General features: G+C 72.0%; 23 protein-coding genes. 14 read left to right on the forward strand and 9 right to left on the reverse strand.

Annotation, left to right across the window (positions count from 1 at the left end; genetic code table 11):
- Positions 1 to 17 precede the first annotated feature (17 nt).
- Positions 18 to 776 carry an SDR family NAD(P)-dependent oxidoreductase gene (locus Vau01_RS11880; protein ID WP_203990723.1) on the forward strand — a complete coding sequence of 253 codons (759 nt, stop codon included), beginning with the start codon at positions 18 to 20 and terminating at the stop codon, positions 774 to 776.
- A 47-nt stretch (positions 777 to 823) separates the two neighbouring features.
- Here Vau01_RS11880 and Vau01_RS11885 read toward each other — a convergent pair whose 3' ends face one another.
- Positions 824 to 1,333, reverse strand: coding sequence for a hypothetical protein (locus Vau01_RS11885; RefSeq protein WP_203990726.1), 510 nt, complete (start codon positions 1,331 to 1,333; stop codon positions 824 to 826).
- A 120-nt stretch (positions 1,334 to 1,453) separates the two neighbouring features.
- On the opposite strand from Vau01_RS11885, the gene Vau01_RS11890 reads away from it, so the two are divergent.
- Positions 1,454 to 2,116, forward strand: coding sequence for an ABC transporter ATP-binding protein (locus tag Vau01_RS11890; protein WP_308440452.1), 663 nt, complete (start codon positions 1,454 to 1,456; stop codon positions 2,114 to 2,116).
- Here the strand turns inward: Vau01_RS11890 and Vau01_RS11895 are convergent.
- The gene (locus Vau01_RS11895) at positions 2,113 to 2,772 is read right to left on the reverse strand and encodes a response regulator (RefSeq protein WP_203990728.1); all 660 of its coding nucleotides are present in this window, start codon (positions 2,770 to 2,772) and stop codon (positions 2,113 to 2,115) included. The genes Vau01_RS11890 and Vau01_RS11895 overlap by 4 nt on opposite strands.
- Positions 2,769 to 4,328 (reverse strand): HAMP domain-containing sensor histidine kinase, encoded by a 1,560-nt coding sequence (locus Vau01_RS11900; RefSeq protein ID WP_203990730.1) that lies wholly within the window; start codon positions 4,326 to 4,328, stop codon positions 2,769 to 2,771. The genes Vau01_RS11895 and Vau01_RS11900 overlap by 4 nt, the downstream gene beginning before the upstream one ends.
- Positions 4,329 to 4,476: 148 nt before the next feature.
- Here Vau01_RS11900 and Vau01_RS11905 point away from each other — a divergent pair, with 148 nt between their 5' ends.
- Both Vau01_RS11905 and Vau01_RS11910 read left to right on the forward strand, forming a co-directional pair.
- Positions 4,477 to 5,556 (forward strand): peptidoglycan-binding protein, encoded by a 1,080-nt coding sequence (locus Vau01_RS11905; RefSeq protein ID WP_203990732.1) that lies wholly within the window; start codon positions 4,477 to 4,479, stop codon positions 5,554 to 5,556.
- A 52-nt stretch (positions 5,557 to 5,608) separates the two neighbouring features.
- The gene (locus Vau01_RS11910; protein WP_203990734.1) at positions 5,609 to 6,754 is read left to right on the forward strand and encodes an ABC transporter permease; all 1,146 of its coding nucleotides are present in this window, start codon (positions 5,609 to 5,611) and stop codon (positions 6,752 to 6,754) included.
- A gap of 52 nt (positions 6,755 to 6,806) precedes the next feature.
- On the opposite strand, the gene Vau01_RS11915 is transcribed toward Vau01_RS11910, so the two are convergent.
- On the reverse strand, positions 6,807 to 7,358 hold the full coding sequence (locus tag Vau01_RS11915) for a TetR/AcrR family transcriptional regulator (protein ID WP_203991084.1): 552 nt from the start codon (positions 7,356 to 7,358) through the stop codon (positions 6,807 to 6,809).
- A gap of 137 nt (positions 7,359 to 7,495) precedes the next feature.
- Here Vau01_RS11915 and Vau01_RS11920 point away from each other — a divergent pair, with 137 nt between their 5' ends.
- The 6 genes from Vau01_RS11920 to Vau01_RS11945 all read left to right on the forward strand — a co-directional run bounded on the left by Vau01_RS11920 (position 7,496) and on the right by Vau01_RS11945 (position 12,192).
- Complete coding sequence (locus tag Vau01_RS11920; protein WP_239151506.1) at positions 7,496 to 8,977, forward strand: MFS transporter; 1,482 nt, start codon at positions 7,496 to 7,498, stop codon at positions 8,975 to 8,977.
- 75 nt (positions 8,978 to 9,052) lie between these two features.
- The gene (locus tag Vau01_RS11925) at positions 9,053 to 9,712 is read left to right on the forward strand and encodes a dihydrofolate reductase family protein (RefSeq protein WP_203990737.1); all 660 of its coding nucleotides are present in this window, start codon (positions 9,053 to 9,055) and stop codon (positions 9,710 to 9,712) included.
- Entirely contained in the window at positions 9,709 to 10,059 is a 351-nt protein-coding gene (locus Vau01_RS11930) for a YciI family protein (protein ID WP_203990739.1), read from the forward strand. The genes Vau01_RS11925 and Vau01_RS11930 overlap by 4 nt, the downstream gene beginning before the upstream one ends.
- Positions 10,056 to 11,273, forward strand: coding sequence for an RNA polymerase sigma factor (locus tag Vau01_RS11935; RefSeq protein ID WP_203990742.1), 1,218 nt, complete (start codon positions 10,056 to 10,058; stop codon positions 11,271 to 11,273). The genes Vau01_RS11930 and Vau01_RS11935 overlap by 4 nt, the downstream gene beginning before the upstream one ends.
- Positions 11,270 to 11,797 (forward strand): hypothetical protein, encoded by a 528-nt coding sequence (locus tag Vau01_RS11940; protein ID WP_203990744.1) that lies wholly within the window; start codon positions 11,270 to 11,272, stop codon positions 11,795 to 11,797. Before Vau01_RS11935 ends, Vau01_RS11940 begins: the two co-directional genes overlap by 4 nt.
- Positions 11,798 to 11,898: 101 nt before the next feature.
- On the forward strand, positions 11,899 to 12,192 hold the full coding sequence (locus Vau01_RS11945) for a hypothetical protein (protein WP_203990747.1): 294 nt from the start codon (positions 11,899 to 11,901) through the stop codon (positions 12,190 to 12,192).
- A gap of 9 nt (positions 12,193 to 12,201) precedes the next feature.
- Here the strand turns inward: Vau01_RS11945 and Vau01_RS11950 are convergent, their stop codons facing one another.
- The 4 genes from Vau01_RS11950 to Vau01_RS11965 form a co-directional block, all read right to left on the reverse strand.
- A complete protein-coding gene (locus Vau01_RS11950) occupies positions 12,202 to 13,545 on the reverse strand; it encodes a WD40 repeat domain-containing protein (RefSeq protein ID WP_203990750.1) in 1,344 nt (447 codons plus the stop codon).
- A complete protein-coding gene (locus Vau01_RS11955) occupies positions 13,542 to 14,060 on the reverse strand; it encodes a SigE family RNA polymerase sigma factor (RefSeq protein ID WP_203990753.1) in 519 nt (172 codons plus the stop codon). The genes Vau01_RS11950 and Vau01_RS11955 overlap by 4 nt, the downstream gene beginning before the upstream one ends.
- A 353-nt stretch (positions 14,061 to 14,413) precedes the next feature.
- Complete coding sequence (locus Vau01_RS11960; RefSeq protein WP_373320220.1) at positions 14,414 to 16,321, reverse strand: family 43 glycosylhydrolase; 1,908 nt, start codon at positions 16,319 to 16,321, stop codon at positions 14,414 to 14,416.
- A 102-nt stretch (positions 16,322 to 16,423) separates the two neighbouring features.
- On the reverse strand, positions 16,424 to 17,668 hold the full coding sequence (locus tag Vau01_RS11965; RefSeq protein WP_203990756.1) for an ROK family transcriptional regulator: 1,245 nt from the start codon (positions 17,666 to 17,668) through the stop codon (positions 16,424 to 16,426).
- A gap of 242 nt (positions 17,669 to 17,910) precedes the next feature.
- On the opposite strand from Vau01_RS11965, the gene mmsA reads away from it, so the two are divergent.
- The 4 genes from mmsA (at position 17,911) to Vau01_RS11985 (ending at position 23,201) form a co-directional block, all read left to right on the forward strand.
- On the forward strand, positions 17,911 to 19,476 hold the full coding sequence (gene mmsA / locus Vau01_RS11970) for a multiple monosaccharide ABC transporter ATP-binding protein (protein ID WP_203990759.1): 1,566 nt from the start codon (positions 17,911 to 17,913) through the stop codon (positions 19,474 to 19,476).
- Positions 19,473 to 20,774, forward strand: coding sequence for a multiple monosaccharide ABC transporter permease (gene mmsB / locus Vau01_RS11975; protein WP_203990761.1), 1,302 nt, complete (start codon positions 19,473 to 19,475; stop codon positions 20,772 to 20,774). Before mmsA ends, mmsB begins: the two co-directional genes overlap by 4 nt.
- Positions 20,775 to 20,831: 57 nt before the next feature.
- Positions 20,832 to 21,935, forward strand: a complete 1,104-nt coding sequence (locus Vau01_RS11980) for a substrate-binding domain-containing protein (RefSeq protein ID WP_203990764.1) — start codon at positions 20,832 to 20,834, stop codon at positions 21,933 to 21,935.
- 63 nt (positions 21,936 to 21,998) lie between these two features.
- Positions 21,999 to 23,201 carry an Hsp70 family protein gene (locus Vau01_RS11985; protein ID WP_239151534.1) on the forward strand — a complete coding sequence of 401 codons (1,203 nt, stop codon included), beginning with the start codon at positions 21,999 to 22,001 and terminating at the stop codon, positions 23,199 to 23,201.
- Positions 23,202 to 23,343: 142 nt separating this feature from the next.
- Here Vau01_RS11985 and Vau01_RS11990 read toward each other — a convergent pair whose 3' ends face one another.
- Positions 23,344 to 24,645 carry a cytochrome P450 gene (locus Vau01_RS11990; protein ID WP_203990770.1) on the reverse strand — a complete coding sequence of 434 codons (1,302 nt, stop codon included), beginning with the start codon at positions 24,643 to 24,645 and terminating at the stop codon, positions 23,344 to 23,346.
- Positions 24,646 to 24,658: the final 13 nt, after the last annotated feature.

Consider the following 24,658-nt stretch of genomic DNA (forward strand, 5'->3'; position numbering starts at 1 on the left):
ACGGGAGGTGTCCGGTGATGACCAGCCTGACGGGCAAGGTGGCCCTGGTGACCGGCAGTTCGCGCGGCATCGGCGCGGCGATCGCGACCCATTTCGCGCAGGCCGGTGCCCGGGTGGTGCTGCACGGGCGCGACGAAGCGGCGCTCGACCGGCTGCGCGCCGGGATCGTCGACGCCGGCGGCGAGGCCATCGCCGTCACCGGTGACATCACGGTGGCGGCCGACCTCGACCGGATGCGCGAGCGGATCCTGGCCGCCTACGGCCGGGTCGACGTGCTGGTCGCCAACGCCGGGAGCACGAGCAGCCGGCCCCAGCCCATCGAGGACATCACCGAGGAGTCCTGGCGCGCCGACGTCGACCGCACGCTGACCGGCACGTTCCTGACGGTCAAATGCTTCCTGCCGCACATGAAGGAGCGCCGCACCGGAAACATCATCACCGTGTCGTCGGCGGCCGGACGCAAGCCCAGCGACCGCACGATCGTCGCCTACGCGGCGGCCAAGGCCGGCGTCCAACTGTTCACCCAGGACCTGGCGGCGCAGGCCGGCCCGTTCGGCATCCGGGCCAACTGCCTCGCGCCGGAGACGATCCTCACCGACACGAACAAGGGATGGATCCCGGAAGACGTCCAGCGCTCGCTGGCCGAGGCGCACCCGCTGCGCCGGCTGGGCACCCCGGCGGACGTGGCCCGTGCCGCGCTGTTCCTGGCGTCGGACGAGTCGAGCTGGATCACCGGCGTCATCGTCGACATCGCCGGCGGCGCCGTCCTGGCCTGACACCCGGCCGGGAGCCGACGCCCCGCCGCGAGCCGGAACCGGCCGGCTCATGATCCGCCCTTGCCGGCGCTCTTCGGCGGCAGGAACGACTCGCACGCCTTGGCGGCGGCGGCGAACGTCGGATCCTGGTTGTCGGCCAGCGTCCGCAACCGGTCGGGCAGTTCGAGGTTGCCGTCCGCGTCGGGGTCCGGGAAGTCCTCGATGCCGTGCTGACGCATACAGGTGACGTACTCGCGCAGCTTCGCCAGCTCCTCGGCGGTCAATGCCTTCTCGTCGGAGAAGGCGATCTTCCAGTCGTGGACCAGCGGCCGGCACGCCTCGGCCGGTTGCCAGTCACCGGCGGCCTCGGGCGGGAAGTTCCAGCGGCCCCGGTCGTCCTTGACGGGGTCCGGGAAGTTCGGGAAACCGTTGGCGCGCATGCACTTCGCCAGTTCGAGAGCGGCCGCCTCGTTGGAGCTGGCGGTGGGCGAGGCGGCCGCGTTCCCCCCACCACCGTCGGTGCATCCGGCCAGGGCGATCGCCACGGTGGCGACGACCGCGAGTATCCGTCGCGTCATGGTGTGACCCTCCCGGAGCCGCCGGTGTCGCCGGTACCCGCGAAGGAGGGCCGTTCGGGCCGACGGTCGGGGGTGGGTGCGTCGGCGTGCGGCATCGATAGTGGACGCGGGAGGTGCGCGGTGACGGTGCTGGAGTTGCACGACGTCCGGAAGGTCTACCCCGGTGACCCGCCGGTGGAATCGGTTCGCGGGGTGAGCCTCGCCGTGGCGGCGGGAGCCATGCTCGCCGTCCGCGGGCCGTCCGGATCGGGCAAGTCGACGCTGCTGAACCTGATGGCGGCGCTCGACCGGCCGACCGGCGGCACCGTCCGCCTGGACGGCTTCGCCGTCGAGACGCTCACCGACCGGGAGCTGACCGGCCTGCGGGCACACCGGGTCGGCGTCGTATTCCAGCAGTTCCACCTGCTGGAGTCGTTGACGGCGGTGGACAACGTGGCAACCGCCCTGATCTACCGCGGCGTGCCGCCCCGCGCCCGCCGGGCCGCGGCCGCCGCCGCACTCGACCGGGTCGGGCTCGGGCACCGGACGCGGCACCGGGTCACCAAACTCTCCGGCGGCGAACGCCAGCGGGTCGCCATCGCGCGGGCGCTGGTCGGCCGGCCCGCGATCGTGTTCGCCGACGAGCCGACCGGCAACCTCGACTCGGCCACCGGCGCCGAGGTTCTCGGGCTGATCCGGGAACTCAACGCCGAGGGCGTCACGTTCGTCATCGTCACGCACGAGGAGACGGTGGCCGCCGCGTGCCACACGTCGGTGGAGATGACCGACGGCCGGATCGGCTAGCCGTCCGGGTCCCGGAGGGCGTCGCCCAGCGGGACCAGCCCCTGCTGCAGGCCGAAGATCGCGGCCTGGGTGCGATCCTGGAGACCGAGTTTCGTCAGCACGCTCGACACGTACGACTTCACCGTCTGCTCGCCGAGGTTGAGGGCACGGGCGATCTCCCGGTTCGACCGCCCGCGCGACAGCAGCGCCAGCACGTCGCGCTCGCGGGCCGACAGCCGGGCGAGCGGACCCGGGTCGCCCGCGCGCACGCCGCGGACCAGCAACCCTGCCACGTCGGGGTCGAGCACGCTGCCGCCTGCGGCCGCCGCGCGGACCGCCTCGACGACCCGGTCGACGGCCGTGCTCTTCGACAGGTACGAGACGGCGCCGGCCCGTACGGCGTCCATGGCCCGGTCCTCGGCCGGGTACGACGTCAGCACGACGACCGCCGCCGGGTCGTTCCGTTCGCGGAGAGCGTGCAGGACGGCCAGCCCGTCGAGCCCCGGCATCACCATGTCGAGCAGCACCACGTCGGGCCGGAGGCGAGCGATCCGGTCGAGCGCGGTGGTGCCGTCGCCGCACTCGTCGACCACGGCGAGGTCCGGCTCCTGCCGCAGTGCGAACCGCAGCCCCTGCCGGACCACCTCATGGTCGTCGACGATGAGGATCCTGATCATGCGGCATCGGCCGGAATGAGGACCCGCACCGTCGTCCCCTGCGCGGGCGCGCTCGCCACGTCGACGGTGCCGGCCAGTTCGCCGACGCGGTCGCGCATCAGGTCGAGTCCCATCCCGTGCCGGTCACCGGCGCCCGGCTCGAAGCCCAGCCCGTCGTCGCGAACCGTCACCGCGACCTGGCCGCCGGCCCGGACCACCTCGACCTCGACGGTGGTCGGCCGGCCGTGGCGCACCGCGTTGCCGACCGCCTCCTGCACCACCCGCAGCACCGCGTGCTCGACCGCGGCGGCCAGCCCGTCGCCGTCGACGCGGGCGGTGGCGGTGATGCCGAGACCGATCCGGTAGGACCGGCACAGCTCGTCGAGGGCCGCCGCCAGGCCGGCGTCCTCCAGCGCGACCGGCCGCAGCTCGAGCAGCATGGCCCGCATCTCCCGTTTCGTGTGCTCCAGCGACCGCTCCAGGGACTCCGCCTGGTGGCGCAGTTCCGACCCGGACGGCAGCGCCTTGCGGAGTCCGCCGGCCACCATGCTGGCCGAGAAGAGGTGCTGGGAGATCGAGTCGTGCAGCTCCCGGGTGATCCGCGTCCGCTCCGCCCGCCGGGCGTCGGCGCCGGCCACCGCCCGCTGGGCCGCGACGGCCTTCTCCAGCCGCTCGGCCATCGCGTTGAAGGACCGTTCGAGCATCGCCACCTCGTCGTTGCCGGAGACCGGCAGCCGGGTGCCGAGGTCGCCGTCGGCCATCGTCGACGTGCCCGCGGCCAACCGCCGGATGCGCCGGATCAGGGGGCCCGTGCTCAGCAGGCCGAACAGCACACCGACCGGCACCAGCAGGAGCAGCACGACGCCACCGGGCAGGAGCAGTCCGCCGAACCCGACGTCGTCACCGGCGTCCACCGATGCCCTGTCCTTCGCGGCGCCGTTCTTCGCGGCGCCGTCCTTCCCGACGCCGGCCTTGCCGGCACCGTTCGTCTCGACGAGCATCCGCGCGTAGACGGCGCCCGCCACCCGATCGGCGCCGCCGGCGTCGGTGACCCGGACCGGCGTGACGGCCCAGCCGGCGGCGCGTCCGGACACGATGGTCCGGCCGCTGCGGGTCGACCCGCCGCCCGCCACCTCGGCGACGACGGCACCGCGCGCGAGGGCGCTCTCGGCGGTGCTGCCGACCACGTGACCGTCGACAGTCGTCACCGCCAGCAGCCAGACCGGATTGCCCCCGAGGTCGTGCGCCGGGTCGAAGCCCTTGTCGAGCCGGTCGGCGCTCAACGCGTCCGCGAGCATCTCCGCGTCGGATCTGCCCGCCGCCGAGGCGATGGTGCGGGCGGCCGCCGCGCGGATCGCTACGGCGGTCTCCACGACGAGTCGCTCGGCCTTGTACCGCACCGCGTCGGCCTCGGCCTCGACCAACCGCTCGCGCGCCCTCTGCACACTCTCGCGCGCGGCCAGGACGCGCGGCGCCACGGCGGCGAGCGCCACAGCCTCGACGACCAGCACCGCCGCGGCCGAGACCAGTACGTACGACACCGCCATGCGCGAACGCAGGCCGAACCGGGAGAGCATGGTCGCCTCCGGACAGGAAGATTTGGCCCCCCACGCTACGCAGCGGCCGCGCCTGCGGGCACGCCGAAAGTGGGCGTAAATCGGAGACCTTTGGGGGCGGTCCGGCTCCGGTGCGCCCGGCCATCGTGTGGCGATGAGGCGCAGGCGAATGACAATCGTGTCGGCGGTGACGGTCGCCGGCGTGGCCGGCACGGCCGGTTACGCCGTCGTGGCGGGCCAGGGCGGGCCGGCGGCGAGCCCGCGGGCGGCGGCATCCGGGTCGACGGCGGAGGTCCGGCGCGGCGACCTCGCCGAGCGCCGCTGGGTCACCGGAACCCTCGGCTACGCCGGACCGACCGCCGTGGCCGCGCCCGGCGAGGGCGTCCTGACCCGCGTGCCGACGGTCGGCGAGATCATCGGTCGGGGCGGGGCGGCCTACGAGGTCGACGGGCTGCCGGTGGTGCTGCTGTACGGCAGCCGCCCACCGTGGCGGCCGTTCGAACCCGGCATGACCGACGGCGCCGACGTCGAACAGCTGGAGGCCAACCTGGTCCAGCTGGGCCACGGGGCCGGGGTGACCGTCGACCGGCACTTCTCCGCCGCCACCGCCGACGCCGTGCGCCGGTGGCAGCGCAGGTCCGGGCTGCCGGTCACCGGTTCGGTGCCGCTCGGCCGCGTGGTGTTCGCGCCGGGCGCGGTCCGGGTCGCCGCCGCCGAGCTACCGGTGGGCGCGCGGGTCGAGCCGGGAGCTGTCGTCGCGCGTGGCACCGGAGCCGACCCGGCCGTCACGTTCCAGCTCGTGCCCCGGCAGCTTCCGAACGCGAAGGTCGGCGACGCGGTGGTCGTCACGCTTCCCGACGGGAAGACCCACGACGGGACGATCGTGAGCATCGGCGCGGTCACCACACCGACCGAGGCGCCGGCGCCGAACGGGGGTGGTGGCGCGAGCCAGCCGTCGGCGCCGGTCACGGTGCGGCTACAGGGCGCGGCGGTCACCGGGTTCATGGACCAGACGCAGGTGCAGGTGGCGGTCACCGTCACCGCGCGGTCGACGGTGCTCGCGGTGCCCGTCACCGCGCTGAATCCGGTGCCCGACGGCGGGTACGAGGTCGTCGTGGTCGACGGCGCGACGACCCGGCGGGTCGCGGTGCGGGTCGGGATCTTCGACGAGCAGGCCGGTCTGGTCGAGGTCAGCGGGCCGGGCCTGGCCGAGGGCCAGCAGGTGCGGGTGCCACGTGCCCAGTCGTGAGCTTCCCCCTACCGCGCCGCGGAGCGTTCTTCGGCCGGCTGACCTGCTGCCGTTGGGAACGCTGGGCCTGCGATTCCGGACGGTCCGGGCGCTGCTGTCCGGGCTGGGCATCGCGATCGGGATCGCGTCGATCGTCGCCGTTCTCGGCGTCACCCGGTCGAGCCAGTCCCACGTCCTGGCCCAGCTCGACCGCCTCGGCACCAACCTGTTGACCGTCGTCGTCGGCGTCGAGCGCGACGGCACCGAGCAGCCGCTCCCGGCCACCGCCGCGCCGATGATCGGCATGGTCCCCGACGTGCTGTCGGTGGCGCCGACCGCCCGGCTCGGCGCGGTCAACGTCTACCGCAACGACCGCATGCCTTCCGGCCGAACCGGTGGCCTGTCCGTGCGGGCCTGCGACGCGTCCCTGCTCCGCACGCTCGACGGCGCGGTGCGCACCGGCACCTTCCTCGACGACGGCCGGTACCCCGTCACCGTGCTCGGCGCCGCGGCCGCCACCGCGCTCGGCGTCGACGACGTGGCCAGCAGCCCCCGGGTATGGCTGGGCGGGCACTGGTACACCGTCGTCGGCATCCTCGACCCGCTCCCGCTCGCACCGGAGATCGACCACGCCGCGCTCGTGTCGTTCGCGTCCGCCGCCGACCTGCTCGGCTACGACGGCGTTCCGAGCCGCATCTACCTGCGGGCCGATCCGGACCGGGTGACCCGCGTCGCCGGGCTCCTGCACCGGGCGGCGAACCCCGGGCAGCCGTCGCGGGTGCGGGTCAGCCGACCGTCCGACGCGCTCGCCGCCGAGGTCGCCGTCAAGGAGGCGGGGTCGGCGCTCTTCCTCGGGCTTGGCGCGATCGCGCTGCTCGTCGGGGCGATCGGGATCGCCAACGTCATGGTGATCTCGGTGCTGGAGCGGCGGACGGAGATCGGGGTGCGCCGCGCGCTGGGCGCCGCCCGCGGCCACGTCGCGGCGCAGTTCCTCACCGAGTCGCTCGTGCTGTCGACGATCGGCGGGCTGGCCGGCGTCGCCATCGGCGTCGCGGTGACGGGCGTCATCGCGCTGGACCGGGGCTGGGGCGTGCTCGTGCCGGCGGAGGCGGTGTGGGGAGGCGTCGGGGTGTCGCTGGTCGCGGGCGCGATCGCCGGCCTCTACCCGGCCCTGCGCGCCGCCCGGGTCCCCCCGACAGACGCGCTACGCACCATGTAACGCCCCGGTCCCGACCCGGCCCCGCCCCCGACCGGCAGCGCGGCGGCGCGGGTCAGCCGGCCGCCGGTGGTGGGCGGAGGCCGTCGAGCACGATGGAGAGGAGACGGTCGGCGTCCTCCGGGGCGGCCTCGCTCGCCAGGCCGACGCCGTGCACCAGGCGCAGCACGGTGGTCGCGTCGACGTCGGTGCGTACGAGGCCGGCGTCCTGGGCGCTGCCCAGTAGGCCGCCCAGCGCCCCGCGCATGGTGTCCTTGCACCACGCCAGGGTCTCGGAGTCGTCGGCGAGCATGGCCTTCACCGCCGAACCGAGGCCCTTCTTGGCCTTGATGTAGTCGAGCTGGAGCCGGAGCCAGGCGTGCAGCGCCTCGGCGGGCGGAAGCTCGGCGGCCAGGTCGCGGGCGCGGTCGGCCATCGCGTCGACGTCGCCGCGGTACACCGCGGCCAGCAACGCCTCGCGGGTCGGGAAATGCCGGTACAGCGTGCCGGGGCCGACGTTCGCGCGGCGGGCGATGTCGTCGAGGTAGGCCGCGGCGCCGTCCTCGGTGAACGCCTGTCGGGCGGCGGTGACCAGCCGCTCGTAGTTGCGGCGCGCGTCGGCCCGCATCGGTGGCACGTGACCCTCCTCCCGTTGAAACGGAGACGGTCTCCGAATATCGTTGCAGAACCGGAGAGCGTCTCCATATGATAGCGGCGTCGAAACGGAGACAGTCTCCGTTTATGTCCGATCGTCAGGGGACGCTCTTGTCCGAACAGACTCTCTCCGCCGGACCCACGGCCGCACCGACGGGCGCACCGACGGGCGCACCGACGGGCGCACCGGTCGAGCCGGCCGCCACCCGGCACCGGTTCGCGTTGATCGTCATCGTGACCTGCCAGCTCATGCTCATCCTGGACGCGACCGTCATGAACGTCGCGCTTCCGCGCATCGCCGCCGACCTGCACTTCTCCGGTACCGGTCTGGCCTGGGTGATGAACTCCTACACGCTCGCCTTCGGCGGCCTGCTGCTGCTCGGCGGGCGGGCCGGCGACATCCTCGGCCGGCGGCGGTTGTTCGTCGGCGGCATCGCGCTGTTCACGGTCGCCTCGCTCGCCGGCGGCTTCGCGACGTCGGCCGAATGGCTGCTGGTCGCGCGCGTCCTGCAGGGCGTCGGCGCGGCCGCGGCCGGACCGAACACGATCGCCCTGATCACCACGACGTTCACCGACGCGCGGGAGCGCCTCCGGGCCCTCACGCTGCTGTCCGGCGTCGCCAGCGCCGGGTTCGCGATCGGCCTGATCGTCGGCGGCCTCCTGACCGAGGTCGCGTCGTGGCGGTGGGTGCTGTTCATCAACGTGCCCTTCGGGCTCGCCGCCGTGCTGATCGCGCCCCGCGTCGTCGCCGAGCCGGCACGGCACCCGTCCCGGCTCGACCTGCCCGGCGCGGTCACCGCCAGCACCGGCGTCGCCGCGCTGGTGTTCGCGTTCATCCGCACGGCGAGCGAGGGCTGGTCGGACCGCTGGGCGCTGCTCGCCCTGGGCGCCGGCGTCGTGCTGCTGGCGGCGTTCCTGGCCGTCGAGACGCGGTCACCCCAACCGCTGATGCCCATTCGGCTGTTCGCGGACCGCAACCGCGCCGCCGGCTTCGCCAACTTCTTCCTCGGCCCGGCCGCGATGATGTCGATGTTCTTCTTCCTGACCCAGTTCCTCCAGGATCTCCGCGGCTTCAGCGCGCTGGCGACCGGCTTCGCGTTCCTGCCGATGGCCGCCGGCATGTTCGCGATGACCCGCCTGGTGCCCCGGCTGCTGCCCCGCTTCGGTCCCAAGCCGCTGGCGCTGACCGGCGCGGCGGTGATGGTCGCCGGCCTCGCCTGGCTGACGCAACTGGAACCCGACGCGAGCTACGTGACCGCGCTGCTCGGACCGATGACGCTGATGGGCGTCGGCGGCGGGCTCGGGTTCGTGCCGCTGACCCCGGTCATCATGGCGACCGTTCCGCCGCAGGACGCCGGTGCGGCCGGCGGCGTGCTGCAGACGATGCAGCAGACCGGGGCGACCCTCGGGCTGTCGATCCTGGTGACCGTGTTCGGCGCGGCGACCCGCGACGCCGCGCGGACCGGGCACGACGCGGGAGCCGCCCTGGTACACGGGATGACCTCGGCGTTCACGGTGTCGGTGCTGATCGCCTCGCTCACGTTCCTCGTGGCGCTCACGTTCCGGCAGAAAAGTTCGGAGCCGGTGTCGTAGGGCGGTCGCGGACTTCGTCGTCACGGTGAGGGCGCTTCACGGAGGAGCGCCCCACCGGACCGACGGAGGACCGCGATGAAGCTCAGCGTCAACATGTTCATGACCCTCGACGGCGTGGTGCAGAGCCCGGGCGGGGCCGAGGAGGACCCGTCCGGCGGCTTCACCCGCGGCGGCTGGGTGATGCCGCACATCGGCGACGATTGGGGACGCGTCGTCGGCGCCTGGTTCGACCACACCGAGGCCCTCCTCTTCGGCCGCTTCACCTACCAGGTCATGGCGGCCTTCTGGCCGGGCGTCACCGATCCCGCCAACCCGGCCGCGGCGGCGCTCAACACCCGCCCCAAGTACGTGGTGTCGGGCACGCTCGCCGACGCGGACGCGACCTGGACGAACAGCACCGTGGTCCGCGGCGACGTGCTGTCCGCCGTCCGCGATCTCAAGGAGCAGCCCGGGGACGAACTCCAGATCCACGGCAGCGCCCGGCTCGCCGCGACCCTGCACGCCGCCGGCCTGGTCGACGTCTACCGTCTACTGGTCTTCCCGGTCACCGTCGGCGCCGGCAAGCGCCTCTTCGACCCGCAGGCGCCGGCGACGGGCTTCCGCACGGTGAGCGCGGAGACGCTGTCCACGGGAGTCACCTCGCTGGTGCTCGAACCGGTACCGTTCACCGCCGGCGGCGTGAGCATCGTGGACAGCCAGGTGGAGATCCACGTCAACGAAGGAGTTTCGGCATGACCCAGTACATGCTCTCGGTGCACCATCGGGACGGCTACCCGACCGTGTCACCGGAGGAGATGCAGGCCCAGTTCGAGGCCGTCGACGCGTTCAACCGCGAGATCACCGAGGCCGGCATCTGGGTGTTCGGCGGCGGCCTGATGCCGGCGGAGACCGCGACGGTCGTCGACGGGCGGGGCGCGGAGGCCGTGCTGGTCGACGGGCCGTTCGCTGAGACGAAGGAGGTCCTCGGGGGCTTCTGGGTGATCACGGCCGACAACCTCGACGAGGCGCTGCGCTGGGCGACCAGGGCGTCCAAGGCGTGCGCGCACCCGGTCGAGGTGCGTCCCTTCCAGCCGGAAGGGTGACCGACCACCCGGGCGTCGCGGACGCCGACATCGACCGGATCGTGCGGGACGAGTACGCCCGCGTCGTCGCCATGCTCGTGCGCCGGTTCCGCGACGTCGACCTGGCCGAGGAGGCGACCGGCGAGGCCCTCCTCGCCGCGGTGCAGACCTGGCGCCGGGACGGGTTGCCGCGCAATCCCGGCGCCTGGCTCGTCACCACGGCCGGCAACCGGGCGCTCGACCGGATCCGTCGGGAATCGGTCCGCGACGCCCGGCAGAAGGAGGCCCTCATGCTCACCCCACAGGAGCCGCCCGACCCGCTCGGCGCCGTCGACGACGACCGGCTGCGGCTGATCTTCATGTGCTGCCATCCGGCGCTGGCCGTCGAGGCCCGGGTGGCGCTCACGCTCCGGCTGGTCGTCGGGCTGTCGATGGACGAGATCGCGCAGGCGTTCGTCGTGCCGGAGACGACGATGGCCCAGCGTCTCACCCGGGCCAAACGGAAGATCAAGGGCGCCCGCATCCCGTTCGGGGTGCCGTTCGCCCACGACCTCCCGTTCCGGGTCGGCTCGGTGGCCGCCGTGATCTACCTGGTCTTCAACCAGGGCTACCTGGCCACCACCGGCGACGCGCCGATCCGCGAGGAACTGTGCGCCGAGGCGATCCGGCTCGCCCGGCTGCTCCGTCAGCTCCTCCCGGACGAACCCGAGGTCGCCGGCCTGCTCGCGCTCCTGCTGCTCACCGACGCCCGCCGCCCGGCCCGGTTCGACGACGACACGCTCGTGCCGCTCGCCGAGCAGGACCGCGGCCGGTGGATCCGGCCGCTGATCGCGGAGGGGCACGAGCTGGTCCGCGAGTGCCTGCGACGGCAGCGGCCCGGCTACTACCAGATCCTCGCGGCGATCAACGCCGTCCACACCGACGGCCCGGCCACCGACTGGCGGCAGGTGCTCGCCCTCTACGACCAGTTGATGGTCGTGGCGCCGTCGCCGGTCGTGGCGCTCAACCGCGCCGTGGCGCTGGCCGAGGTCGAGGGCCCGGCGGCGGGGCTGGCGGTGGTCGACACGCTCGACCTCGTCCCCTATCACGCCTGGCACGCGACCCGCGCCGACCTCCTCCGCCGATTGGACCGGCCGGCCGCGGCGGCACAGGCGTACGAGTCCGCGATCGCGCTGGCCGACAACGCCGCCGAGCGTGAGTTCCTGGCCGCCCGCCGGGAAGAGCTTTATCGGTGACGCGCACCAGAGCGCTCGCCGTTCTGTTGGGCGCCCTTCTCACGGCCTGCGGCACTCCGTCGGCGGAGCCCCATCCGTCGACGGGTGCCCCGGTCCCCCTGCCCTCGGTCGCTTCCGCCGCGTCCTCCGGCGCCCCCGCGTCCTCCGCTCCCGCCGCGTCTCCTGTCGCCTCTCCGGTCCCGGCCCCGACCCTCATCGCGTTCGCCATGGTCCCGACCGCCGGCACCGGCGGCGCGGCCGAGGTGACGGACCCCGACCAGATCGACCGACTCACCGGCGCCCCGCCGGAAGTGATCGGGGCGGCCCGGGCCGCGGTCGCCCGCAACCTCGGACCGGGCAACCGGCTCTTCGCGTTCGTCCTGCCCGGCTGCCGCAACACCGGCGCCACCGTGGCGATCCAGGCGGGGAGGATCACCGCCGCGCTGACCGGTGGCGAGGGCGTCGCGTGCTTCGCCGCGGAGTGGTTTCTGGCGGTGTTCGCGGTGCCGGCGACGCTCGTCACACCGGGCACCCGGGTCGGCTGAGCGACATCCGGAAATTGTCGTACCCCGGGCGTAGTTTACCGATGAGTCCTCGAGGGTCACCCGGTCTTACAACCAGGAGCGGTGCGAAGGAGGAGATCGCGATGACCACCAACACAATCACCCTGTTGAGCGCGGCGCGGGCCGAGGCGTTGTTCGCCAGTCAACTGGCCACCGGCAGCCGGCCGGTGCGGGCCGTGGTAGAGACGGCGATCCGGGTCGCGGTGCGGGCGTACGGCGTCCGCGGCTGCGCCGGTCAGGTCGCGGCCGAGTACGGCGACCACCCCGAGTTAGCGGTGCCCCGCATGCGGTGGGCGCGAGACGTGGTCGAGCAGCTGTACCGGGCGCGCCTGGCCCGGCCGGAACAGCCCTGCGGCGGGTGGGCGCTGGTCGCGTGACCGCTGAGTTCATCGCCCGAGGCGCCGTCGCGACCGGCGGCTGAGCCGGATCACGAAGCCCACCGCCAGCACGAACGGCGCCAGGCACAGCACGCCGGTCGAGAGCTGGCCGAGCAGTTCGCGCACGTTGAAGCCGTTCGACGGATCGCCCGTGGGCCGCTGCACGTCGACGAACTCCGTGGCCACCTGCATCGACGTCACGCCGTCCGGGGCCTTCAGCACCCACTCGAACGCGCCCTCACCGGGACGCATCCGCACCAGCCCGACCCGGCCGGCCTCGCCCGTGCCACCGCGTGCCCACGTGACCACCGCGTACGCGTCCTCGCCGCGCCAGGCGACGATCCGCACGTCGAGGGCCGACTTGAAGACGGGGTACGACGATGCCACCACCAGGCCCGGGGTGCTGCCGAACAGGCCGTCGACCATCTCGATCTTCCAGGTGCCCGGGTGCACTCCGCAGTCGTCGCACGTGAGGTCGTTCCGGCCGAAGAGAACCAGCCGCCCGTCGGGATGCCACGCCGCCCGGCCACCGATCCGCAACCGGCCGACATCCGAGTACGTGATGTTCGACGTCAGGTCCTCGGGGCTCGTCCACACTTTCGTGCCGTCGGCGCGGTAGACGGTCAGCACCTCGTTGCTGTGCACCGCCAACAGCGAGCCGTCCGGTGACAGCGCGACGTCCTGGTCCACCGGAACCTGGTCGGGATGCGGGAACCGGGCCTCCACCCGCAGAGACGGCCACGACAGGACCGTCGTCACGCGGTCCTCGACATACAGGATCCGGGTACCGTCGGCCGACCAGGCCCCACCGACCGGCCACCCCGGTTTCGGCGGGAGGGCCTGGCGGGTCCGGCCGGTGGTCAGATCGAGCACCCGCCGGTCCGGGACGAGCAGGTACCGTCCGTCCGGCGACAGTTCGGTGCCGACCGAGTACGCCCCCCGGACCACGCGGTACGTGTCGGTGTGCAGTCCCACCACCACACTCGGGTTGACGGTGTGCCCCGACCGCCACCACGGCCAGTCGAAGTCCTCGTTGTCGGCCTGCGGCACCGTCCCGTCGAAGGCCACCGCCGCCGGACCCGCCGGCCGGTCGGACGTCGACCACGGCGGCATCGAGATGCGGTCCGGCAGCCCGGCCGACCCGTTGCCGCCGGCCACGCTGCTCGTGCGTCCCGAATGCCGTGCGAACGGAACCACCAGCGCGACGGCGGCGACCACCGCGACCACCGACAGCACCGCCCCGCCCACCGCGAGCCGGTGCCGGCGCCGGGCCGCGCGGTACAACCGGGGCGGGATCCGCACCTCCGGCGCGTGGGCGGCGACGTCGTCGAGGGCGTCGTGGAGCCTGGTCATGCGTCGACCTCCTCGGCCTCGGCCAGCAGCTCACCGATCTCCGGCGCGAGTTCGCGCAGCCGCCGCAGGGCGTGGCGGGTCTGGCTCTTGACCGTGCCGAGGCCGACCGACAGCAGGTGCGCGGTCTCGCTCTCGGAGCGATCCTCGTAGAAGCGCAGGATCAGCACCGCGCGCTGCTTGCGGGTGAGCCGCGCCAGGGCATTCTCGAGGAGGATGCGCAGGTCCGGGTCGTCCTGGCCGGTCGGCCGGTCCGGCGGGAACTCGACCAGCACCTCGCGACGCCGGCGCCGCTGCACCCGCCACCACGACACGGCCTGCGTGTACAGGACCCGGCGCACGTACGCCTCGGGATCGTCGAGCCGGGCCCAGCGGACGGCGGCCCGCGCGAGCGCGGTCTGCACCAGGTCCTCGGCGTGGTGGCGGTCGCCGGTCAACAGGTACGCGACGCGGGCCAGCGCCGCCGTCCGGACGCGCACGAACTCGTCGAACGAGCGCTCGTCCCGCTCTCGCGTCACGATGCGAGTCTCCCCATACCTGGGTAGACGCTCGGCGGCCGGGGTTCGGAGGGAACCCCGTCAGTCGAGGACACGCGTGGGGCGCTCGCGCACCCACGCGATTGGTCGTCGTACCTGGCAACGCCGCTCAAACCCCGGCAGCGGCACCGACTCACACCCGGGCACACGACATGCGTAGGCCCGTTTGCGGATCTTGGACTCCCGACGGGCCTATGGCACCTCGCGCAGTCCAAGATCCGGAAGGCACCTTCGCGGCGACGACCCGGCAACCCACCGCTGGGTGATTTGTGCACTTTGTCGCGCCCGCGCTCGCTCTGGCTTGCACGCCATCGCGCGTCGACGATCGCGGGACGTCAGCCGAAGGCGCGGAGTTCGTAGACGCGGGTCGCGCCGTCGGTGGTCTGGGTCGGTGTGCCGACGGCCAGCCTGACGTAGCGGGCGGTCACGCCGTTCACCGGGTGCGTCGTCTCGGCCGCCGTGTTGGTGGTGACCGCCGCGACCTGGGTCCACGTCGTGCCGTCAGCCGACACCGAGATCGTGAACGCCCGCGTGTTGTACGACGCCGACTCGCCACCGGCGGCGGCGTGCGCCACCTCGAACCGGGTGATGCCGCGGCTCGCGCCGAGGTCGACCTGCAGCCACGCGCCCGCCGCGACCGAGCAGAACTTGTCGGCGTTGCCGCCGGTGACGCTGCCGTTCACGGCCTTCTCCGGTCCCTCCGACGACGCGCACGGCGGGCTGCCGGTGGCCGGTCGCCCGACCGCGAGGTTCGTGCCGGCGCCGACCGGCGGGCCGACGGCGACGTTGTCGAACGCCGCGGCGGTGTCGTACACCCGCACACCGGTGGCGCCGCTGGCGTAGGTCGCGTCGGTGACGCTGATTTTCGTCACACCGTCGACGTACACCGTGAGCTGCGGGCCGACCGCGGTCACCCGCAGGTGGTGGCTCGCGCCCGCGGCCACCGTGGCCGAGCCGAGCAGCGTCCACGAGTTCGCGGCCCGGCCGAGCACCACCCGGCCGGCCGCGGTGACCCCGGCGTAGTACCCGTGGTAACTGTCGGCCCCGACGGCCGGTTGGCTCGCGCGGAACACGAGCCCGGCGTCACCCCCGCCCGCGGTCACGGTGACGTCGGCGTCGTACGTCAGGTTGCCGAAGTTGGTGTCCAGCAGGGCCTTGCTTCCGAGCGACTGGTTCACCGTGTACCGCCCATTGGTGGACGCCCACCCGCCGCCGTACGTCTTCCAGCCGTAAGCATTGCCGTCGCCGAAGTTGTCGCGGACCCGCATCGTGACGCGCTGGATCGTGCCGTCGGGGTTGAACGTCATGCGGTCGTAGGCGAGTTGGCGGTGGTTGCCGTCGGTCTCGCTGAGCGGGCGGCGATGGTAGACGATGTACCAGATGTCGGTGCCGGGCACGTTGATCACGGAGTTGTGCCCGGATCCCCTGGCCACGGCGGGATCCTGCGCGAGCACCTTGTCGAGCTTCGTGAACGGGCCGGTCGGCGAGTTCGCGATCGCGTAGGAGACGGAGTAGTCCGGCCCGGTCCAGCCGCCCTCGCTCCACATGAGGTAGTACCGGCCGCCGCGCTTGAACATCTGCGCGCCCTCGACGTAGCCCGACGGCGTGATCTCCTTGTACGTGCTGCCGTCGGGGAACTGGCCGAGGCTCGTCATGTCGGCATTCAGCCGCACCACGTTGGCGTGTCCCCAGCCGCCGTAGTACATGTACGCCTGTCCGTCGTCGTCGACGAACACGTCCTGGTCGATGGGCTGCGCGCCGTTGACGAACTGGCTCACGAGCGGGCGTCCGATGGCATCCCGGTACGGACCCTGCGGCTGGTCCGCGACCGCGACCCCGATGCCGCCGACCTGGCTGTTGTTCTGGATGTCGTTGGCGGCGAAGTACAGGTAGTACCGGCCGTTGCGCGCGATCGGCGCGGGCGCCCACACCGCGCGGGTCGCCCACGACACGTTCGCCGTCGTGAGGACGTTCGGGTGCTTCGTCCAGGTGACGAGGTCGGTCGAGGAGAACGCGTCGAGGTAGGTCTGCTCGGCGTAGGTCTTCGAGGTGGTCGGGAAGACCCAGTAGGTGTTGTCGTAGACGGCGACGTCGGGGTCGGCGTACCAGCCGTCGACGAACGGGTTACCGGCCTCGGCGGTGGAGAAATCGGGGACGGCGGCGGCAGCCGGCGTAGCGGCGGCGGTGAGGCCGGTCGCGATCACGGCGGCAGCAACGAACACGGCAAGACGACGGCTGATCATCGGGGGCGGCTCCGATGTTCGTGGTGCGCGGGGGAGGTTCCGTAGAGCCTGCCTTTCGTCCGCCGCAGACGTCAATAGTGTTCGATGTATTGAAAGTTCGGTTCAGAGCGACAGAAGTTCCGAGACGCGTGGCGAGAACGTGTCGTGGAGGACGAGCGCCGCACCGCCCACGACCGCGGCGTCGGGCCCGAGCGGCGAGATTTCGACGCTCGCGGTCCGCACGTTGCGGGCCAGCGGACGCGTGACGAGCGCCTGCTCCACGGCGCGCCGGTACCGCGTCTCGACGTGCCGGATGCCGTACCCGCCGAGGACGACCAGGTCGACGTCGACGATGTTCACCACGTTGACCGCCACCGACGCCAGCGCCTCGGCCGCCGCGTCGATGATGGCGACGGCCAGCGGGTCGCCCTGCGCCGCGGCGCGGCACAGCATGTCGTGGTCGACGGCCGCGGGATCGCCGCCGCTCAGGACGTCGAGCGGTGACCCGGGGGTCCGCTCCCCCGCGGCGAGGCGACGCCGGGCCTCGGTCCCCAGGGCGACCGGGCTGATCAGGCTCTCCAGGCACCCCGGGTTGCCGCAGTAGCACCCGGGCCCGTCCGGCCGGATCGAGGTGTGGCCGAATTCGGCCGCGTTCATCGACCCGCCGCGATGCACCTGGTGCCCCAGGATCAGGCCGCCGCCGACTCCGGTCCCCAGGAAGAAGTAGGCGAAGTTGGCCACGCCCCGGCCGGCGCCGGCCCACCGTTCACCGACGGCCGCGGCGGTGGCGTCGTTGTCGAGGCTCACCGGCAGGCCCGTGGCGTCGGCGAGCATCCGCTTGAGCGGGACCCGGGCCCAGTTGTGGAGCTGCGGCGGGCCGACGATCTCGCCGGTGGCGTGGTCGATCGGTCCGGGCGCGGCCAACCCCAGGCCCAGCACCCGGTCGCGCCCGACCCCGGCGGCGGCGAGGACGTCGTCGACGAGTTCGGTCATGGCGGCGGTGATCGCCGCCGGGTCGGACCGTGGCGGCGTCGGTCGCTGACGCATGACCAGCGGCCGACCCAGCAGGTCGACCACGACACACGTGAGGCGCACGGGGTCGAAGTGCACACCGACGGCCCGGCCGGCGTCGGGGTTGATCTGCAGCACGGTGCGCGGTTTGCCGCCGGTGGACATCCGGGTGCCGTCCTCGCGGACGATCCCCTCGTCGATGAGCCGCCGGACGATGCCCGAAACGGTCTGCGGCGTGAGCCCGGTGAGTTCGGCGATCTCGACGCGGCTGATGCCGTCGGCGAGCTGGATCCGCCCGAGCACCACAGCCCTGTTGTACTGCCCGACCTTCGGGAGGTTCGTCCCTGCCTGCCGCACTCTCGCCGCCTCCGCACATCCGTTATGGACATGATGCCGGACGGTATTTGCTTTGTAAATCAATTGGATTTACAGTTCGGAAACGGGTCGGTGATCGCCCGGAACCGAAGGGTTCATGCCCGGCGCCGGACGCGATCGCTACCGGATCGTTGTCGAGTCGGCTGTGCGGCGGCGGACGATCTGGCCCAAACTGGATCACCAGTGGTCTGTACCACCGCTTGTCGGCATCGCTTGGAGGCACCATGGAGAGCGCTCCCCCGCTCCTGGAGATGCGATCGATCACCAAGGAGTTCCCCGGCGTACTCGCGCTGTCCGACGTCAACCTGAGGGTCCGCCGGGGCGAGATCCACGCCATCTGCGGCGAGAACGGCGCCGGCAAGTCGACGCTGATGAAAGTGCTCAGCGGCGTCTACCCGTACGGCTCCTACAGCGGATCGATCCTCTACCAGGGCAACGAGACCAGGTTCGCCGACATCAAGGCGAGCGAGCACGCCGGAATCGTGATCATCCACCAGGAACTCGCGCTGGTGCCGGGCATGTCGATCACCGAGAACATCATCCTCGGCAACGAGCCCCGGCGCTTCGGCGGAATCGACTGGAAGGCCGCCAACCACAAGGCGCTCGAGCTGATGGCGATGGTCGGACTCACGGAGGACCCCGACACGCTCATCAAGGACATCGGCGTCGGCAAGCAGCAGCTGGTGGAGATCGCCAAGGCGTTCGCGAAGGACGTCAAACTGCTCATCCTCGACGAGCCGACCGCCGCGCTCAACGAGGCCGATTCCCGGCACCTGCTCGACCTGCTCCGCGGGTTCAAGGAGCGCGGCGTCACGTCGATCATGATCTCGCACAAGCTCAACGAGATCGCGGCGATCGCCGACTCCATCACGATCCTGCGCGACGGCAAGACCATCGAGACCCTCGACGTCACCGCCGGTGCCGTCGACGAGGACCGCATCGTGCGCGGCATGGTGGGTCGCAGCCTGAGCAACCGGTTCCCCGACCACACGCCCGACATCGGCGACGTCTTCTTCGAGGTGCGCGACTGGACGGTGCGCCACCCGATCTCCGCCGAACGCCTGGTGTGCAAGAACTCCAGCTTCACCGTGCGGCGCGGCGAGATCGTCGGCTTCGCCGGCCTCATGGGCGCCGGCCGCACCGAGCTGGCGATGAGCCTGTTCGGCCGCGCGTACGGCGTCTACCTCGGTGGCCAGGTGTTCAAGGACGGCAAGCCGGTCGAGCTGAAGTCGGTGGCCCAGGCCATCAACCATGGGCTCGCGTACGTCAGCGAGGACCGAAAGGCGATCGGCCTCAACCTCCTCGACGACATCAAGACATCGATCGTGGCCGCCAAGCTCTCCAAGGTCACCCGCAACGGCGTCCTCGACGAGGCGCGCGAGTACCACGAGGCCGAGAGCTACCGGAAGAGCCTGCGGATCAAGTCGCCGAGCGTCGACGACGGCGTCACCACGCTGTCCGGCGGCAACCAGCAGAAGGTCGTGCTGGCGAAGTGGATGTTCACCGACCCCGACCTGCTCATCCTCGACGAGCCGACCCGGGGCATCGACGTCGGCGCCAAGTACGAGATCTACGGGATCATCCAGCAACTCGCCGACGAGGGTAAGGGCGTCATCGTCATCTCGTCGGAACTGCCCGAGCTGATCGGTCTGTGCGACCGCATCTACACGGTTTTCGAAGGCACCATCACCGGCGAGATCGCCCGCAAAGACGCCGACCCGGAAGTGCTGATGAAGCAGATGACCTCCATCAACAAGAAGACCTCCATCACGAAGACGGCGAACGCATGAGCAGAATCAAGGACCTTCAGAAGAACCTGTTCGGAGGCACCACCTCCAACGCGCGCCAGTTCGGGATGATCTTCACGCTGGTGGCGGTCGTCCTGTTCTTCCAGATCAAGACCGACGGCCTCACGCTGCAGTCCGGGAACCTGATCGCGCTGACGCAGCAGTACGCGTACATCTCGATCCTGTCCATCGGCATGCTGATGGTCATCGTCGCGGGTCACATCGACCTGTCGGTGGGCTCGGTGGCCGCGTTCGTCGGCATCGTGGTGGCCAAGGCCATCACCGAGCACGACCTCCCGTGGCCGGTCGGCATCCTGCTCGGCCTCGCGGTCGGCGCGGTCATCGGCGCGTGGCACGGCTTCTGGGTCGCCTACATCGGTGTGCCGGCGTTCATCGTGACGCTGGCCGGCATGCTGCTCTTCCGGGGCGGCAACCAGTACATCGGAAACGCCGACACGGTTCCGGTGCCCGAGGGCTTCCGGAAGATCGGCGCCGGTTACCTGCCCGAGTTCGGACCCGACACCGGCTACAACAACGCGACGCTGCTGCTCGGCCTGCTCGCCTGTCTCGCGGTGGTCTGGCGGGAGTTCCGGGCCCGGCAGGTCCGCCAGCAGATGGAGGGCGCCGACCCGGCGCCGCTGTGGATCTCGATCCTGCGGCTCGTCGTGATGCTCGCGGTGGTCGCCTTCGTGACGCTGCGCTTCGCCAGCGGCCGCGTCGGCACCAGCTTCCCGATCTCCGGCATCATCCTGGCCGGCCTTGTCGTCGTGTACTCGTTCTACACCCGGAACACGGCCGGTGGCCGGCACATCTACGCGGTCGGCGGCAACGCCCGCGCCGCCGAGTTGTCCGGCGTTAAGCTCCGGCGGGTCAACTTCTTCGTCATGATGAACATGTCGATCCTGGCCGCGCTCGCCGGCATGATCTTCGTGGCGCGGTCGGCGGCGTCGGGTCCGCAAGACGGTCTGAGCTGGGAGCTCGACGCCATCGCGGCCGTCTTCATCGGCGGTGCGGCCGTGTCCGGCGGTCTCGGCACGGTCAGCGGGTCCATCGTCGGCGGTCTCGTCATGGCCGTCCTGAGCAACGGCCTGCAACTCATCGGCACCGGTTCCGACATGGTCCAGATCATCAAGGGTCTGTTCCTGCTCGGCGCCGTCGCCCTGGATGTCTACAACAAGAGCCAGGGGCGCTTCTCGATCATCGGATCGTTGATGCGTCCGTTCCGCCGGGAACCGGTCGCCGATCCGGTCGCCCTCGCCGAGGCCAGCCGCGAGGACGTGAAGGCGCCCGCCGCGAGCTGACCCGGCACCGTTCCTCCCCACGGATTTACGCACCATCGAAGAAAGGTCACACCCACCATGCGCAAGTTCCTCACCAGCACCGTGGCGGTCAGTGCCGCCCTGCTGCTGGCCCTGAGCGCCTGCGGCGACAACGAACGCGAAGGCAGCGACTCCGGCTCCGGCTCGGACAAGGGCTTCGCCAAGGACAGCCTCATCGGCGTCGCGCTGCCGTCGAAGACGTCGGAGAACTGGGTCCTCGCCGGCGACCTGTTCACCAACGGCCTCAAGGACGCGGGCTTCAAGTCCGACGTCCAGTACGCCGGCGCGTCCACCACGGTCGCCGACCAGCAGGCCCAGATCACGGCCATGATCACCAAGGGCGCGAAGGTCATCGTCATCGGCGCCACCGACGCCGCCCAGCTGTCGACCCAGGTGGCGGCCGCCAAGCAGGCCGGCATCAAGGTCGTCGCCTACGACCGCCTGATCAAGAACACGCCCGACCTCGACTACTACATCGCCTTCGACAACTTCAAGGTCGGCCAGCTCCAGGGCCAGGCCCTGCTCGACGGCATGAAGGCCAAGAAGCCGACCGGCCCGTACACGATCGAGCTGTTCTCCGGCTCGCCCGACGACAACAACGCCGGTGTGTTCTTCAACGGCGCGATGGACGTGCTCAAGCCGGCCATCGACAAGGGCGAGGTGATCGTCGGTTCCGGCCAGACCAAGGTCGAGCAGACGGCGACCCAGGGCTGGAAGGCCGAGAACGCGCAGAGCCGCATGGACACGCTGCTGACCTCCACCTACGGCAGCGGCAAGACCCTCGACGGCGTGCTGTCGCCGAACGACACCCTGGCGCGCGCCATCATCACCTCGGTCAAGGGCGCCGGCAAGCCGATCCCGGTCGTGACCGGTCAGGACTCCGAGGTCGAGTCGGTCAAGTCGATCATGGCCGGTGAGCAGTACTCGACGATCAACAAGGACACCCGCAAGCTGGTGGCCGAGACGATCAAGATGGTCCAGAAGCTGCAGGCCGGCGAGGAGCCGGAGATCAACGACACCAAGTCGTACGACAACGGCAACAAGATCGTGCCGTCGTACCTGCTGGCCCCGATCATCGTGACCAAGGCGAACGCCGCGCAGGCCTACGCCGACGACCCGAAGCTGGGTCCGCTCACCAAGTAACACCGCCGCACTGACGGCGTGGCCCCCGGAGACTTTCCGGGGGCCACGTCCGTATCTGTGGACATGTGGGCCGTCGGAATAGACCTGGGCACGTCGAACACGGTGGCGATCCTCCGGTCGCCCGACGGCCGCACCCGTCCGGTCCTCTTCGACGGGCAACCGGTGTTGCCCAGCGCCGTCTACCTCGACCACGACGGCACCCTGCGGGTCGGCACCGACGCCCAGCGGATGGCGCCGCTCGACCCGGCCCGCTTCGAACCGAATCCGAAACGCCGCATCGACGAGGAGTCGGTGCTCCTCGGCGACCGGCCCGTCCCGATCGTCGACCTGCTGGCGGCCCCGCTACGCGAGATCGCGCGGTCGGTCACCGTCACCGCGGGACACCTGCCGCCCGCGGTGCTGACCTGCCCGGTGGCGTGGGGCCCGATCCGGCGCGAACGGCTGCAGCGGGCGGCCGCCGCCGCGGGCTGGCCGGCCGTGCGCGTGCTGCCCGAGCCGATCGCGGCGGCCCGGTACTTCACGCTGTCCCGCCCGATCCCGCCGGGCGGCACGCTGGCGATCTTCGATTTCGGCGGCGGCACGCTGGACGTCGCGCTGGTCCGCAACGACGGCGCCACCTTCACGGTGGTCGGCACCGGCGGCGCGGAAGACCTGGGCGGCCTGGACATCGACGCCGCCGTCGTCGCCCACCTGGGCCACCTGCTCGCCGCCCGCCACCCCGAGGTGTGGACGCAGCTCATCCGGCCGGCCGACGAACTGGCCCGGCGCCATCGCAAGATGTTCTGGGACGACGTCCGCGCCGCCAAGGAGACGCTCTCCCGCGCCACCACCGCCCCGATCCCGGTGCCCGGCGTGAGCGCGTCCCTGCACCTGACCCGCGACGAACTCGATCAGGTGGCCGCGCCGCTGCTGAACCGTGCCACCGGCGAACTCACCGCCGCGCTGCACCGCGCCCGCCTCACGCCGGACCGGCTCGCGGGCATCTTCCTCGTCGGCGGCACCAGCCGGGTCCCCTGGTCGCCCGCCTCCTGCACACGCACACCGGAATCGCGCCGACGGTCCTCGAACAACCGGAACTACCGGTCGCCGAAGGCGCCGTCGCCGTCCCCCCGCAAGGCGTCCCCGCACCTGGCGCCGCACCCGCGCCTGGCGCCGTTCCCGCGCATCCGTCGCCGCCGCGCGGAACGGTCCCGGTGGCCGCGCATCCGGCACCGCAGCCGCGGTACGTCCGGGTGTGGCCGTGGCTGCTCGGCACCGCCGGCCTGATCGCGTTCGTCTGCACGGCCCTGTACCAGTTCTTCAACATCGGCGACGCGTAGACCCCGCCGCGATCGTGGAGCCCAACGCGTGCTCCCCGACGGCGATCCCGTCGCGGCGGCGGGCCGGATCGTGGCGGGCCGGTCGCCGCTCACCGACCGGCGGTGGTGGCGGCGGTCAGGCGCACCGGCAGGCGGTCGTAGCCGCGCAGGATCCGGGTGGACCGGCGGTGCGGCTCGCCGGCCGGCGCGAGGTCCGGATAGCGGGTGAACAATGCCTGCAACGCGATCTGGCCCTCCATCCGGGCCAGGGCCGCGCCGAGGCAGTAGTGGACGCCGCCGGAGAACGCGAGGTGCTCACGGGCGTTGGCGCGGGTGACGTCGAAGCGGTCCGGGTCGTCGAAGACCGCCGGATCGCGGTTCGCGCCGCCGATCAGGACCGACACCACCTGGTCGGGGCGGATCGTGCGACCGGCGAGCTCGGTCTCGGTGCGGCAGATCCGGCCGGTGTTCTGCACCGGCGAGTCGTACCGCAGGATCTCCTCGACCGCGTTCTGCCACCGCTGCGGGTCGTCGCCGAGCGACCGTCGCTGGTCGGGGTGGGCCATCAGCAGCGCGGCACCGGTCCCGATGAGATTGACCGTGGTCTCGAACCCGGCCGCGAGCAGCAGCCCGGCGGTGGCGACCAGCTCGTCCTCGGTGAGTCCGACGTGCACCAGCCGGCTGAGCAGGTCCTCCCCCGGCTCGTTCCGGAGCCGGCGCAGGTGGCCGCGCATCCACGCGTTGCCGCGCCGGATCGCCACCTCGGTGCCGGCGTAGCGCCGCAGGGGAAGGCCGAGGTCGAGGGTGGGCGCGGCGGCGGCGCCCCAGGTCAGGAACTTCTCCCGCATCTCGGCCGGCACGCCGAGGATCTCGGCGATCACCGTCACCGGCACCAGGCCGGCGTAGGCGGCGACGAGGTCGACGTCGGTGTCCGCGGCCATGCGGTCGAGGAGCTCGTCGCACACCTCGACGATCCGCGGCCGCAGCGCCTCGATCGCGCGCGGGGTGAACACCTTCGACACCAGCTTGCGGTAGCGGGTGTGCTCCGGCGGGTCGACGACGAGCATCGACGGCGGGTCCACCGGTCCGATCGGCCGGCGGAACTGGCCGAGCCGGCGCATCACCGCGACCGGCGCCGGCACCGGCCGCGACTGCAGACCCACGCCGAACGCGTCACTGCGCAGCACGGCGGTGGCGACATCGTGCTGCGCGGTGGTCAGGGCGAACGCGCCGGAGACGAGCCCACCCTTCGCACGCATCGACGCGTAGTACGGGTACGGGTCGTGGCGGCGGGCGGGGTCGAGCAGGAACAGGGCCTGCGGGTCACGGCGTCGCACGGCCGCCCGCAGCCCGAGCCGGATCAGGCCGTGCCTGGTGAGCCAGCGCAACGTCGTGCCGGGTCCGATCAGCATGGCTCCTCCGCCC

The organism is Virgisporangium aurantiacum, assembly GCF_016863635.1.
Taxonomy (GTDB): Bacteria; Actinomycetota; Actinomycetes; order Mycobacteriales; family Micromonosporaceae; genus Virgisporangium; species Virgisporangium aurantiacum.